The organism is Mycobacterium sp. DHQP2018-32-09 (assembly GCF_058148405.1).
Genome location: NZ_JBYVYK010000018.1, coordinates 32,796 through 46,314, shown reverse-complemented (window position 1 = coordinate 46,314; position 13,519 = coordinate 32,796). Strand labels below are relative to the sequence as shown.

Here is a 13,519-nt window from a genome sequence, read left to right as displayed (position 1 = left end):
GCGCTCGGCGCTCGGAGCACCCACCGGCGGTCAGTGGGGGCATCGGGGCCGGGTCGTCGGGTCGGCCGGCGGGGGCCGCCGGGGCGGCCGGGCGCCCCCGACGACCCGCCGAAATTGGTGCGAAGAAATTTCGTCGCAAGTGTGGGCAATCCACATGATGGTGTTATAGATTCACATCGCTTGCGGGTCCGGATGACCGCTTCGTGCATGTTTCGGGAATGTTTCCTGTCATTCCTGTGAATTTTCAACAGCAACGACGAGTGTTCGCCTCTCGGCGACCAGAACGGAGCGGCGGTCCAGGTGGATGCGAAGACGCGGCGGGACCGCATCGCGGCGCGGGTTCGTGCCGCCAGCGAGGTCGCATTCGCCGAATTGGCAGCCGAGTTCGACGTCTCCGAGATGACCATCCGGCGCGACGTCGAGTCACTGGAGTCCGCAGGCCTGGTCCGACGCGTGGTCGGTGGCGCCATTTCCCTGTCGCGCAAGGACTCCGAGCCGTCGTTCGCGACGCGCGTGGCGATCGCCGCCGAGGAGAAGCGGCACATCGCCGACGCCGTCGCCGCGCTCATCGGCCGCTCCGAGACCGTGATCCTCGATTCGGGGAGCACGGCGCTGGCCGTGGCGCGCTCGCTCAAGGGCCGTGAGCTGGGCCTGACCGTGGTGACGCCGAGCCTGCTCGTCGCCCTCGAACTGGTCGACGAGCCCGCGACCACCGTGGTCCTCACCGGCGGCGAACTGCGGCCGGGCGAGTTGAGCCTCAACGGCCCACTCGCCGAGGACTCCCTGAACAACTACAACTGCGACACGTTCGTCATGGGTGTCGCCGGCATCGACGGCGACCGCGGCATCTCCGACTACCACCAGGGCGAGAGCCGCGTGAAGCGGGCGTCGAGCAGGCGTGCCGATCGCGTCATCGTCGCCGCCGACAAGAGCAAGCTGGGCCGCGTCACGTTCGTCAGCATCGCCGCACTCGCCGACGTCGACGTGGTGATCACCGACGGCCCGAGTGATCACCCGACGTTGGTGGCGGCGAGGGCGGCGGGAGTCGAGGTGATCACCGTGGCGAGCCACGAGACAGCCGAAATGGCGAGCCACGAGACAGCCGACGCGGCGAGCCACGAGACAGCCGACGTGGCGAGCCACGGGACAACCGACGTGGCGAGCCACGAGACAGGCACCGTGGCGGGCGACGGGTCGCGGACCGCGCGGATCGAGGTGGCCCGGTGACGCACACCATCGGCATCGACATCGGCACCACCGGCACGAAGACCGTGCTGCTGGACACGGCGTCGGGCATCGTCGCGCAGGCCGGACGCGAGTCGGCGCTGCACTCCCCCATCCCCGGCGCCGCGGAGGCCGATCCGGCGCAGTGGCACGCGAACGTCGTCGACTCGATCCGCGAGGTGCTGCACACCAGTGGCGTCGCCCCGGCCGACGTGACGGCCATCGCGACGTCGGGCATGGTGCCCGCGGTCATCCCCGTCGACGAACACGCACGCCCGCTGCGGCACGCCATCTTGCAGAACGATGCACGCGCCACCGACGAGCTGCGCACGCTGGCGGCGGCGTTGGCGGACACCGATCTGGTGGCGCTCACCGGGTCGGCGCTCACCCAGCAGTCGGTGGCACCCACCATCGCGTGGCTGCGCACCCACGAGCCCGACGTCGAGTCCGCTACCGCGCACTACGTGGGGTCCTACGACTGGGTGCTGGCGGCGCTGGGTGCGGCCGTGCACGTCGAGCAGAACTGGGCGCTGGAGTCCGGCCTGTTCACCATCGACGGCGCCGTCGCCGCTCCGGTGCTCGCCGCGGCCGCGCTGGACCCGCAGACCCTGGCCCCGGTACACCGTCCGGGTACCGTGGTGGGCGAGTTGTCCACGGCGGCAGCCGAACTGACGGGACTGCGCCCGGGCACGGCGCTGGTGGTCGGCGGCGCCGACCACGTGCTGTCGGCGTACGCCGCCGGCGTGAACGGGCCGGGCGACGCGTTGGTGAAGCTCGGCGGCGCCGGAGACATCCTGGTCGCCACCGACAACCAGGTGGTCGACGAGCGGCTCTACCTGGACGCGCATCCCGTGCCCGGGCACTGGCTGCCCAACGGCTGCATGGCCACGAGCGGCAGCCTGATCCGCTGGTTCCAGACGCTGGTCGGCGGAACGGATCTGCTGGCGCTCGACGAGGAGGCCGCGGTGCGGTCGCCCGCCGAGGTGCTGTGCCTGCCGTACTTCCTCGGCGAGAAGAGCCCGTTGCACGATCCCGATCTGCGCGGCGTGTTCGCCGGCATGCACCTGGGCCACACGCGGGCGGACCTGTACCGGTCGGTGCTCGAGGCCATCGCCTTCGGGTTCCGCCATCACGTCGACGTGTTCGGCGACATCGGCCTGACTCTGAGCCGCGTCATGATCACCAATGGCGGCTCGAAGTCGACACTGTGGAAGCAGATCCACGCCGACGTGCTGGGGTTCGAGATGCGCCCGGTGCGAGGCCATCCCGGCGCCTCGCTGGGCGCGGCGGTGATCGCGGCCATCGGCGTCGGCGCGCTCGACGATTGGGCGGACACCGCGCGCTTCACCACGCTGGACGCGCCCGTGGTGCCGGACGCCGCCCGGCGGGCGGTCTACGACGACGCCTACGCGACCTGGCGCGAACTCGGCGACGCGGTGGCCCCGACGTCGCACCGCCTGGCCCGGCGCGGCCACCCCGAGTGACGAGAGAACCGATCGAGGAAGGGACCCGAGTATGAAAGGAACGTTGCCGCAGGTGAATACGACATCCACGACACGTACGTCCGCGCGGAGGGGGCCGACCCTGCGCACGGTACTACTGGCGCTGCTCGCGGCCCTCGCACTGGTGCTCAGCGCCTGTGCAGGCAGCGGCGGACCGGACAAGCCCGAGGCCACCGGAACCGGCGAGGTCGGCAAGGACACCTCGGGCACGGTGCGCATCCTCATGGAGAACGTCCCCGACACCGACATCGTCAAGTCGATGGTGGGCGAGTTCAACAAGGACTACCCCAACGTCAAGATCGACATCGAGACGCTGACCTACGACCAGATGCGCGACAAGCTGGTGTCGTCGTTCCAGTCGTCGTCGCCCACGTATGACCTGATCGTGGTGGACAACCCGTGGATGGTGGACTTCGCCGACGCGAAGTTCCTGCAGCCGTTGGACGCTCGCATCGACAGCACGCCCGACTACGACGCGGCCGACTTCTTCAAGCCGCTCACCGACATCACCACCGTCGACGGCGTGCGCTACGGCGTGCCGTTCTACAACTACGCCCTGGGCTACCTCTACAACGCCGACGACATGGCTCAGGCCAACCAGCAGGTGCCCACCACGCTGGATCAGCTGGTCGCCACGTCGAAGGCGCTGAAGACGGCCGATCGGGCCGGTATCGCCATGCAGCCGCAGCGCGGCTACAAGATCTTCGAGGAGTGGGGCAACTGGCTGTTCGCCGCGGGCGGTTCGATCTACGGCCCCGACGGCAAGCCGACGCTGAACACCCCCGAGGCCAAGCGGGCTCTGGAGGCCTACGTCGACACGTACAAGACCGCCGCGCCCGCCAACAGCCTGAACTGGAGCATGGACGAGGCCCAGCGTTCGGTGGCGGCCAACCAGTCGGCGTCGATGATCAACTACAACTGGCAGCTGCCCGCACTCAACGAGCCCGGATCCGGGCCCGCCGCAGGCAAGATCAAGCTGGCCACCATCCCTGGCGGCAAGCAGGTGCTGGGTTCGTGGAGCTGGGCCATCCCGGCCAACTCGGCGACCTCGGACGCCGCATGGGCCTTCGCGTCGTGGATCACGTCCAAGCCCATCGACGTGCAGCGCACCGAGAAGGGCGGCGCCGCCATCCGGCAGAGCACGCTTTCGGATCCCGCCGTGCTGGCCGGCCCGCTGGGCGCCGACTACTACGACGTGGTGAAGAAGCTGCTGGCCAACGCGGCACCGCTGAGCCAGGGCCCCAGCGGCGAGGAGATGATCCAAGCCGTCGGCACCGAACTCAACGAGGCCGTCGCCGGCACCAAGAGCGTCGACGACGCACTGGCCGCCGCACAGGCCGCCGCCGAGAAGATCCAAGGTTGAGCCCCTCCCCCCAGGGCTGAACCTCTCATGAAACCGACCACCCCGCGAAAGGAGCGCAGGCCATGAAGTTCAAGTACGGCATGGTCACCCCCCTCATCGCGCTGTTCGTCGGGGTGGTCGGTTTCCCCCTGGCGTACGCGCTCTACCTGTCCGTCACCGACTACAAGCTCACCGATCGCGGCACCCCCGCGATCGTCGGGGCGGACAATTACGCCGCGACGCTGACCAACTCGTCGTTCTGGCACGCCTTCGGCACCACCGCCACCTACGTGGTGGTGGCGGTGGGCCTGGAGTTGCTGGTCGGCCTGGCGTTGGCGCTGGCGCTGCAGAAGCAACGGTGGGTGCGCGATCTGACGCGCTCGATGTTGTTGGCGCCCATGTTCATCACGCCCATCGCGGTGGGCCTGGTGTTCCGGTTCCTGCTCAACGATCAACTCGGTGCCATTCCCCACATGCTGCAGGCAGTGGGTCTCGACTACGACTTCTTCGGGCCGGGCAAGGCCTTGTTCACGCTGGCGCTCATCGACGTCTGGCAGTGGACGCCGTTCATGGTGCTGCTGCTGCTCGCCGGCCTGCAGTCGATTCCGGCCGAGCCCCTGGAGGCGGCCCGGGTGGACGGCGCGTCCGGGTGGTACGTGTTCCGCCGCGTCACGCTGCCCCTGCTGGCCCCCGTGCTGGTGGTGGCGATCCTGCTGCGGTCGCTGGACGCCATGAAGGTCTTCGAGTACGTGTTCGCCACCACCCGCGGCGGACCGGGCACCGAAACCGAGACCATCCAATACTTCGTGTACCAGACCGGTATTCAGTTCTTCCGGCTCGGCTCGGCGTCGTCGATGGCGTTCGTCGTGCTGCTGGTGGTGCTGGCGATCATCGTGTTCGCGTTCCGGCGCATGGACAAGGCGCGTGCCGGAGCGGAGACGCGGTCATGAGCAAGACGGCGACGGGCAAGACGGCGCTGGGCAAGACGGCGCTGGGCAAGACGGCGCTGGGCAAGACGGCGCTGCGGGATTCCCCGCTGCTGACGGTGTGCCGCATCGCGCTGCTGTGGGCGGCCGCGATCACGGTGCTGTTCCCGATCGTGTGGGTGGCGCTGGCCAGTGTGAAGACGCCCGAACAGCTCAACGAGCCGTTCCTGCTCGCGTTCACGCCCACGTTCGAGAGCTGGCGCACGGTGTTGTCGTCGGACATCCTCGCCGCCGCGGGCCGCAGTGCGATCGTGGCGGGCACCACCGTCGCGGTCAGCGTCGTGGTGGGCAGCATGGGCGCCTACGCCATCGCGCGGTTCCGCGCGGGCGGGACGTTGACGCGGTTCGGCATGCTCGCCGCGCAGGTGCTGCCCCCGGCCGTGCTGGTGTTCCCGTTCCTCACGATGGCCTATGCGTTGCGGCTCAACGACACCCTGGTACCGGTCATCTTCGCGCACCTGAGTTTCGTGCTGCCGGTGGTCACCTGGTTCCTCATCGGCTTCTTCGAGGCGGTGCCCCGCTCGCTGGAGGAGCAGGCGCAGGTCGACGGCTTCACCCGCTGGCAGGCGTTCCGCATGGTGGTGCTGCCGCAGGTGCTCCCCGGTATCGGCGCCGCCGCGATCTTCGGTTTCACGCTGTCGTGGAACGACTTGTTCTACGGGCTCATCCTCGCCCCGGGCAAGGCGGCCATCCTGCCGGTGGCGATCGCCGGGTTCAACACGTTCCGCGGGGTGCAGATCGGCGCCATGAGCGCCGCGATCCTCATCGCCGTCGTCCCCGTCGTCATCGCGAGCTTCTTCATCCAGCGCAAGTTGGTGCAGGGCATCAGCGGCGGCGCGGTCAAGTTCTGAAAGGGATCATGTCTTCGGTTCGATTCTCCGGCGTCACGAAGTCGTATGGCACGACCTCGGTGGTGGCCGACCTCGACCTCGAGTTGCCCGACGGGTCGTTCACGGTCCTCGTCGGCCCGTCCGGTTGCGGCAAGTCGACGTCGCTGCGGATGCTGGCCGGTCTGGAGACCGTCACGTCGGGCACCATCACGATCGGCGACCGCGACGTCACGCACCTGCAGCCGCGCGACCGCGACATCGCCATGGTGTTCCAGAACTACGCGCTCTACCCGCATCTCACGGTGCGGGAGAACATCGCGTTCCCGCTGCGCGCCACGAAGACGCCCCGCGGCGACGCGCTCGCGCGCGCCGACGAGGTGGCCGAGTCGCTGGGGCTCGGCGCGCTGGTGGGACGAAAGCCCAAGGACCTCAGCGGCGGTCAGCAGCAGCGCGTCGCCATCGGCCGCGCCATCGTGCGTGAGCCGTCGGTGTTCCTGTTCGACGAGCCGTTGAGCAACCTCGACGCCAAGCTGCGCGTCGAGACCCGCACCGAGCTGCTGCAGATCCAGCGCAGGCTGGGCATCACCTCGCTCTACGTCACCCACGACCAGGAAGAGGCGATGACGCTGTCGGACCGCATGGTGGTCATGCGCGACGGTCGCGCGGCCCAGATCGGCACGCCCATGGAGGTTTACGCGTCACCGGTCGACACGTTCGTCGCCGCGTTCGTCGGCAGCCCCAAGATGAACCTCCTCGACGGTGAGCTGACGGGCGGCGAACTCGTCACCCCCGCGGGCCTGCGGCTGGCGGTCGACGGCGTGGGCGTCGGCGGGCGCGTGACGCTGGGCGTGCGCCCCGACGACCTGTTGCCGACGCCCGCCCCCGATGGCCGGGCCCGTGTCACGCTGATCGAGCTGCTGGGCCCACGCGCCATCGTCACGATCACCGCCGACGGTGCGGTGTTGACCAGTGTCGTGGAGGCACAACGCCTTTCCGGCATCTCCGAGGGCGCCACCGTGGCGCTGGCCGTGCGGCCCGGTGCCGCACACGTATTCGACGCCGAGACCGGCCGACGCCTCGTCGGCGCCAACGGGACGTCGGCGACTATCAAGGATGGGAAGAAGTGACCAAGACAGTGGTGGTGACCGGAGCGGGCTCCGGCATCGGGCGGGCCATCGCGCGCACGCTGGCCGAGCGCGGCTGGCGCGTGGTGGTGACCGACGTCGATGCCGACGCCGCGGCCGCCGTCGCCGCGGACCTGCCGGGCGCCGACGTGGGACACGAGTCGGCGGCGCTGGACGTGCGGTCGCCGTCGGACGCCACGGCGTTGGCGTTCGGCGTCACCGACCGTGTGGGGCTGGACGCCTGGGTGAGCAATGCGGGCATCTCGTTCATGCACCGCTTCCTCGACGCGCCGATCGAGCGCTACGACCAGACCATGGACGTGAACCTCAAGGGCGTGTTCGTGTGCGGCCAGGCCGCCGCGCGGGCCATGGTGCGCAGCGGGACCAAGGGTGCCATCGTGAACACCGCGTCGATGGCGGGCAAGCAGGGCCGCGTGCCGTTCCTGAGCGACTACGTGGCATCCAAGTTCGGCGTCGTGGGCCTGACCCAGGCCATGGCCTACGAGCTGGGCGAGCACGACATCACGGTGAACTGCGTGTGCCCCGGCTACGTCGCCACCCCGATGCAGTCCCGGGAGTTGCTGTGGGAGGCCGAACTTCGCGGCACCACCCCCGAGGGCGTGCAGCAGATGATGCTCGACGACACCCCGCTGCGGCGCCTCGAGCAGCCCGAGGACGTAGCCCGTGCCGTCGCATTCCTGCTGTCGGCCGATGCCCGCTTCATCACCGGGGAAGCGCTCGCCGTCAACGGCGGCGCCTACATGGACTAGCCCGCGCCGGCCCGCCCCACCACCCGGCCGCTGCCGGAACCGACCTCCCGCGACCGTCGTCACCGTCGCGAACCGCACAGAAGGGAACGACCTTGACCACCACCCACGACGCCACCCGCGCCGCCACCACCTGGCTCGACGAGGTGTTCGCCGTCCGCAAGCCCGTCATCGCCATGCTGCACCTGGCCGCCCTGCCGGGTGACCCCGGCTATGACGGTGCGGCGGGTATCGCCGCCATCGTCGACCGCGCCAAGGAGGAGCTGGAGGCTCTGCAGTCCGGCGGCGTCGACGGCGTGATGATCTCCAACGAGTTCAGCCTGCCCTACCTGACGAAGACCGAACCGATCACCGCGATCACGATGGCCCGCATCATCGGCGAGTTGTTCGACGACATCCGGGTGCCGTTCGGCGTCAACGTGCTGTGGGACGGCCGGGCGTCGATCGACCTGGCCGTCGCCACCGGCGCCCGCTTCGTCCGCGAGATCTTCACCGGCGTCTACGCCAGCGACTTCGGCTTGTGGGACACCAACGTCGGCGAGGTCGCGCGGCACCGCTCCCGCGTCGGCGGCGCCGGCGTCAAGCTGCTGTTCAACATCGTTCCCGAGTCCGCGGTCTACCTCGCCAAGCGCGACCTGGCGTCGATCACCCGCACCACCGTCTTCGCCACCGCGCCGGACGCGATCTGCGTCTCGGGCGCGACGGCCGGGTCACCGACCGACATCGAGGCGCTGCGCGTCGTGAAGAACGCGGCAGGCGACGTGCCGGTGTTCGTCAACACGGGGGTGCGGGCGGAGAACGTCGCCACCCAGCTGTCGATCGCCGACGGCGCCGTCGTGGGCACCTACTTCAAGAAGGACGGCGTCTTCGCCAACCGCGCGCAGCGCGGCCGCGTCGAGGAGCTGATGTCGGCGGCCAAGGAGTTCCGCGGCCAGTTGGGGTAGCGCCGCTCCCGGTCACGTCGGCGAACTCGGCGGGCGCCCCTCATAGCGCACGCCGAGTTCGTCGGGTGGCACCGGATGGCCCTTGCTGCACCGGATCTCGACGGTCGCGTCGGCGCCGCAGCCGACGTGTTGCAGGCGCAGCGGCGTGTCGCCGTCGGGCAGGTGTGTGCGGCCCCACTCGAACATCGCCCACACCACCGGCATGAAGTCGCGGCCGGCGTCGGTGAGCACGTACTCGTCGCGGCTGCGCTGCCCCGGTTCGCGGTAGGGACGTCGCTGGAGCATGCCCAGCTCCACCAGCTCGGTGAGCCGCGCGGACATCGCCGCCTTGGTCACGCCGACGCGGCGGGCGAAGTCGTCGAACCGCGTGGTGCCGTAGTACGCCTCGCGCATCACGAGCATGGCCGACTTCGTGCCGAGCACGCCCATGGTCTTCTCGACCGGACATCGCCCGATGGCCGACCAGGCGTCGCGGTCGGCGAGCACGCCCTGCAGCATTGTCATGCAGATCACTCCCCCAGCTGGGTTCTCGTTGGCATGTCTGGGTGTTACACCTGAGTATAGAAGGCAGTACTCAGCGACGAGTCACCAGGAGTGATCATGGCTCAATTCTCCGACCGCGACGCATTGATCGTCAGCGCCGTCCGCACGCCCGTCGGCAAGGGCAAGCCCAGTGGGGCCCTGCACGGCGTGCTGCCCGCCGACCTGCTGGCACACGGCCTGCGCGAGGTCGTCGAGCGCGCAGGCATCGACGCCGGTGACGTCGACGACGTCATCGCGGGCGCGGTGACGCAGGTCGGCGACCAGGCGGTCAACGTCGCCCGCAACGCGCTGTTGGGCGCCGGGTTCCCCGAGAGCGTGCCCGGCACCACCGTCGACCGGCAGTGCGGCAGCAGCCAGCAGGCGATCCACTTCGCCGCCCAGGGCATCCAGTCCGGTTCCTACGACGTCGCGATCGCCGCAGGCGTCGAATCGATGTCGCGCGTGCCGATGGGGTCGAACGTGCTGCCCGGCACCAACCCGTTCGGTGCGGGCATGGCGGCGCGCTACCCCGAAGGACTGGTGCCGCAGGGCATCAGCGCGGAGCTGATCGCCGCGAAGTGGGGCTTCTCCCGAGCCGAACTCGACGAGTTCTCCGCGAACAGCCACGACAAGGCCGCCCGCGCCACCAAGGAGGGGCGCTTCGACGCCGAACTGGCTCCCGTCGCCGGGTTGAGCACCGACGAGATCATCCGGCCGGGCACCACGGTCGAGACGCTGGCGGGACTGCGACCGGCGTTCTTCGACGAGGCCGTGGCACGACGCTTCCCACAGATCGGGTGGCACGTCACGCCGGGCAATTCCTCGCCGCTGTCGGACGGCAGCGCGGCGGTGCTGCTCACCAGCGGCGCCGCGGCCCGCCGCCTCGGTCTCACCCCGCTGGCCCGCATCCACACCATGACGGTGGTGGGCTCGGACCCGCTGTACATGCTCACCGGCGTCATCCCGGCCACCGAGAGGGTGTTGGCACGCTCCGGGCTGTCGCTGTCGGACATCGACCTGTTCGAGGTCAACGAGGCGTTCGCGCCCGTGGTGCTGGCGTGGGCGCGCGACACCGGTGCGGACCTGGCCAAGACCAACGTCAACGGCGGCGCCATCGCCATCGGCCACCCCCTCGGCGCGTCCGGCGCCCGTATCGCCACCACGTTGGTCAACGCCCTGCATCAGACCGGTGGCCGCTACGGCCTGCAGACCATGTGCGAGGGCGGCGGCATGGCCAACGCGATGATCGTCGAGCGGTTGTGACGGCGTGACGAACCGGTGACGTCGCGAAATCGGCGAGTTTGCATTCATTCTCGGCGGTGAACCTAGGACGCATGACGAACTCGCACCGCGCGGCTGCGGCGCTGGCGGCCCTGGCGGTCGCCGGCGCCGTGGTCGGCTGCAGCAGCAACGACTCCGACGCCCCGACCACCACGGAATCCAGCACGCCGACCACCAGCACCGAGGTCAGCACCGGCCCCGCCACCACCACCATGGCGCCTGCCCCGAGTTCGGCACCCGCCCAGAGCACCGCGCCCGGCGGCGCGGGCGGCGGCACCGAGACGGGCAGTCAGACCACGCAGCAGACCCCCGGCCCCAGCATGACGGTCAGCGGCGGGCCGTCGGCGTCGCCGCCGCCGGTGCAGGGCACGACGTCGCCGCCCACCGGCAAGAACCTACCCGGCGAGAACGCGGGCCCCCAGGGCATTCCGGGAGCCCCTGGCCGCAACTGATCGACGGTGCGGGAGGCCGAGTGTGCGTCCTCGGACGCGACACGCCGGGTGGGCGTTCCCATCCGCACACTCGCGCCCTCACCGGCCCGAGTTCCCATCGAACCGGGTGCGCCTCAGGCGCGCAGCAACTCGAACACCGGGATCACGCGGTCGGTCTTCGCCTGGTAGTCGGCGAACACCGGCGCCAGCTCCACGATCCGTGGGTAGATGGCGTCCCGCTCGGCGGCGGGCAGCTCGCGGGCGGTGACCGCGTATTCCTCGGTGCCCACCTCGACGCGCGCGGGACCGCCCGCGCGTAGGTTGTGCACCCACGCCGGGTCCTTGGGCGCACCGGCGTACGACCCGACGATCAGCATCTTGCCGTCGAGCGGCAGGTAGGCCAGCGGCGACAGCCGCGGCGCACCCGATTTCGCGCCCGTGGTGTGCAACAGCAGCATCGGCCGACCCTCGAACGGGCCACCGACCCGACCCCCATTCGCCCGGAACTCCTCCACCACGCCGCGGTTGAAGTCGTTGAGTGCCGCGGTGTCGGTGACCAGTCGGTCCCGGTCGGGTCGCTCGCTCATGGTGTCGCTCCCTCTTCTCGAGCGATTTCGGCGCGCTCGCGTTCGGTGAGCGAACGAATGCGCGCCGAAATCACGCCTTGGCGGCGGCCTTGGCGTTGGGCTCGTGATCGATGCCGGATTCCTTGCGCTGCTGCGCGGTGATGGGTGCAGGCGCATCGGTCAGCGGGTCGACGCCGCCGCCGGACTTCGGGAACGCGATCACCTCGCGGATCGAGTCGACGCCGGCCAGCAGGGCGACGATGCGGTCCCAGCCGAACGCAATGCCACCGTGCGGCGGGGCGCCGAAGGTGAACGCGTCGAGTAGGAAGCCGAACTTGTCGGCGGCCTCGTCGTGGTCGATGCCCATCATCGCGAACACGCGCTCCTGTACGTCGCGGCGATGGATGCGGATGGAGCCGCCGCCAATCTCGTTGCCGTTGCAGACGATGTCGTAGGCGTTGGCCAGGGCGGCGCCGGGGTCGGTGTCGAACGTCGCCTCCGAGGCCGGCTGCGGCGAGGTGAACGCGTGGTGCACCGCCGTCCACGCCCCGGAACCCACGGCCACGTCGCCGGACGCGGTGGCCTCGTCGGCGGCCTCGAACAGCGGCCAATCGACGACCCACGTGAACGCCCACGCGTTCGGATCGATCAGGTCGAGGCGCTTGGCGATCTCGATGCGGGTGGCGCCGAGCAGCGCCCGCGCCGCCTTGGCCGGGCCCGCGGCGAAGAACACGCAGTCCCCCGGCTGCGCGCCGACATGGGCGGCCAGCCCGTCGCGCTCGGCGTCGGACAGGTTCTTGGCGACCGGACCGCCCAGCGTGCCGTCCTCGCCGAGCAGCACGTACGCCAGTCCCTTGTGCCCGCGCTGCTTGGCGAACTCCTGCCACCCGTCGAGCGTGCGGCGCGGCTGCGACGCCCCGCCCGGCATGACGACCGCACCCACGTGCGGCGCCTGGAAGACGCGAAACGTGGTGTCCGCGAAGTACTCCGTGCAATCGACGAGTTCCACGCCGAAGCGCAGGTCGGGCTTGTCGGAACCGAAGCGGCGCATGGCGTCGGCGTAGCTGATCCGCGGCAGCGGCGTCGGCAGGTCGTAGCCGACGAGCGCCCACAGGGCCTTGAGGACCTCCTCGGAGATCGCCATCACGTCGTCGGCCTCGACGAAGCTCATCTCCATGTCGAGCTGGGTGAACTCGGGCTGACGGTCGGCGCGGAAGTCCTCGTCGCGGTAACACCGCGCAATCTGGTAGTAGCGCTCCATGCCCGCCACCATGAGCAGCTGCTTGAACAGCTGGGGGCTCTGCGGCAGCGCGTAGAACGAGCCGGGCTGCAGCCGGGCGGGCACCAGGAAGTCCCGCGCCCCCTCCGGCGTCGAACGCGTCAACGTCGGCGTCTCGATCTCCACGAAGTCGTGAGCGGCCAGCACGCCGCGGGCGGCGGCGTTGACCTTGGACCGCAGGCGCAGCGCGTGACCCGGGCCCTCGCGCCGCAAATCCAGGTAGCGGTACTTCAACCGGGCTTCCTCGCCCGCGGTCTCGTCGAGCTGGAACGGCAGCGGCGCGCTCTCCGAGAGCACCTGCAACGAGGTCGCGTTGACCTCGATCTCCCCGGTGGGGATGTCGGGGTTGGCATTGCCCTCCGGACGCACCTCGACGACCCCGGTGACGGCGACGCAGAACTCGGCGCGCAGCCGGTGCGCCTGCTCCAGCACCGCCGCGTCGCGGAACACCACCTGCGCGAGGCCCTGCCAGTTCCCCCCGTCGCTGCGCTCCTGCCCGCCGGACTGCCAGTTCCCCCCGTCGCTGCCCTCCTGCCCGCCGGCAGCGTCCCGCAGGTCGATGAAGATGACGCCGCCGTGGTCGCGGCGGCGCGCCACCCATCCGGCCAGCGTCACCGTCTGACCGGCATCGGTGGACCGCAACGAACCGGCGGCATGGCTGCGCAACACGAAGACTCCTCGAGAACGGGGGATGACCGGCTGTCGAGTCTAGTGGTGCCGG

Annotated in this window: 13 protein-coding genes; 10 read left to right on the top strand and 3 right to left on the bottom strand. The window is 70.1% G+C overall.

Translation table 11 applies throughout. From position 1 onward, the window contains the following. Positions 1 to 300 precede the first annotated feature (300 nt). From AC30CM_RS11125 to AC30CM_RS11090, 8 genes are all read left to right on the top strand, one after another. Entirely contained in the window at positions 301 to 1,227 is a 927-nt protein-coding gene (locus tag AC30CM_RS11125; RefSeq protein WP_490116922.1) for a DeoR/GlpR family DNA-binding transcription regulator, read from the top strand. Beyond that, the gene (locus tag AC30CM_RS11120; protein ID WP_490116921.1) at positions 1,224 to 2,708 is read left to right on the top strand and encodes an FGGY-family carbohydrate kinase; all 1,485 of its coding nucleotides are present in this window, start codon (positions 1,224 to 1,226) and stop codon (positions 2,706 to 2,708) included. The genes AC30CM_RS11125 and AC30CM_RS11120 overlap by 4 nt, the downstream gene beginning before the upstream one ends. 52 nt (positions 2,709 to 2,760) lie before the next feature. After that, positions 2,761 to 4,089 (top strand): ABC transporter substrate-binding protein, encoded by a 1,329-nt coding sequence (locus AC30CM_RS11115; protein WP_490116920.1) that lies wholly within the window; start codon positions 2,761 to 2,763, stop codon positions 4,087 to 4,089. A gap of 62 nt (positions 4,090 to 4,151) precedes the next feature. After that, positions 4,152 to 5,018: a carbohydrate ABC transporter permease gene (locus AC30CM_RS11110; RefSeq protein WP_490116919.1), complete on the top strand. Its 867-nt coding sequence runs from the start codon at positions 4,152 to 4,154 to the stop codon at positions 5,016 to 5,018. Positions 5,019 to 5,104: 86 nt separating this feature from the next. After that, positions 5,105 to 5,905, top strand: coding sequence for a carbohydrate ABC transporter permease (locus tag AC30CM_RS11105; protein WP_490116967.1), 801 nt, complete (start codon positions 5,105 to 5,107; stop codon positions 5,903 to 5,905). Positions 5,906 to 5,913: 8 nt separating this feature from the next. Then, on the top strand, positions 5,914 to 7,011 hold the full coding sequence (locus AC30CM_RS11100) for an ABC transporter ATP-binding protein (RefSeq protein ID WP_490116918.1): 1,098 nt from the start codon (positions 5,914 to 5,916) through the stop codon (positions 7,009 to 7,011). Continuing rightward, entirely contained in the window at positions 7,008 to 7,778 is a 771-nt protein-coding gene (locus AC30CM_RS11095) for an SDR family NAD(P)-dependent oxidoreductase (protein WP_490116917.1), read from the top strand. The genes AC30CM_RS11100 and AC30CM_RS11095 overlap by 4 nt, the downstream gene beginning before the upstream one ends. A gap of 92 nt (positions 7,779 to 7,870) precedes the next feature. Further along, positions 7,871 to 8,719 carry a BtpA/SgcQ family protein gene (locus AC30CM_RS11090; protein ID WP_490116916.1) on the top strand — a complete coding sequence of 283 codons (849 nt, stop codon included), beginning with the start codon at positions 7,871 to 7,873 and terminating at the stop codon, positions 8,717 to 8,719. A 12-nt stretch (positions 8,720 to 8,731) separates the two neighbouring features. Here AC30CM_RS11090 and AC30CM_RS11085 read toward each other — a convergent pair whose 3' ends face one another. Then, positions 8,732 to 9,223, bottom strand: coding sequence for a winged helix-turn-helix transcriptional regulator (locus AC30CM_RS11085; RefSeq protein WP_490116915.1), 492 nt, complete (start codon positions 9,221 to 9,223; stop codon positions 8,732 to 8,734). Positions 9,224 to 9,319: 96 nt separating this feature from the next. Here AC30CM_RS11085 and AC30CM_RS11080 point away from each other — a divergent pair, with 96 nt between their 5' ends. After that, entirely contained in the window at positions 9,320 to 10,504 is a 1,185-nt protein-coding gene (locus tag AC30CM_RS11080; protein WP_490116914.1) for a thiolase family protein, read from the top strand. 71 nt (positions 10,505 to 10,575) lie between these two features. Next, positions 10,576 to 10,974, top strand: coding sequence for a hypothetical protein (locus AC30CM_RS11075; protein ID WP_490116913.1), 399 nt, complete (start codon positions 10,576 to 10,578; stop codon positions 10,972 to 10,974). A gap of 113 nt (positions 10,975 to 11,087) precedes the next feature. Here the strand turns inward: AC30CM_RS11075 and AC30CM_RS11070 are convergent, their stop codons facing one another. Next, complete coding sequence (locus tag AC30CM_RS11070; protein ID WP_490116912.1) at positions 11,088 to 11,540, bottom strand: nitroreductase family deazaflavin-dependent oxidoreductase; 453 nt, start codon at positions 11,538 to 11,540, stop codon at positions 11,088 to 11,090. A 70-nt stretch (positions 11,541 to 11,610) separates the two neighbouring features. After that, entirely contained in the window at positions 11,611 to 13,467 is a 1,857-nt protein-coding gene (gene aspS / locus AC30CM_RS11065) for an aspartate--tRNA ligase (protein ID WP_490116911.1), read from the bottom strand. Between the last annotated feature and the right edge of the window lie 52 nt (positions 13,468 to 13,519).

Coding starts and splice junctions, on each gene's coding strand:
- AC30CM_RS11110 (WP_490116919.1), top strand. CDS start 4,152: ATGAAGTTCAAGTACGGCATGGTCACCCCCCTCATCGCGCTGTTCGTC.
- AC30CM_RS11085 (WP_490116915.1), bottom strand. CDS start 9,223: ATGACAATGCTGCAGGGCGTGCTCGCCGACCGCGACGCCTGGTCGGCC.
- AC30CM_RS11100 (WP_490116918.1), top strand. CDS start 5,914: ATGTCTTCGGTTCGATTCTCCGGCGTCACGAAGTCGTATGGCACGACC.
- AC30CM_RS11080 (WP_490116914.1), top strand. CDS start 9,320: ATGGCTCAATTCTCCGACCGCGACGCATTGATCGTCAGCGCCGTCCGC.
- AC30CM_RS11075 (WP_490116913.1), top strand. CDS start 10,576: ATGACGAACTCGCACCGCGCGGCTGCGGCGCTGGCGGCCCTGGCGGTC.
- AC30CM_RS11070 (WP_490116912.1), bottom strand. CDS start 11,540: ATGAGCGAGCGACCCGACCGGGACCGACTGGTCACCGACACCGCGGCA.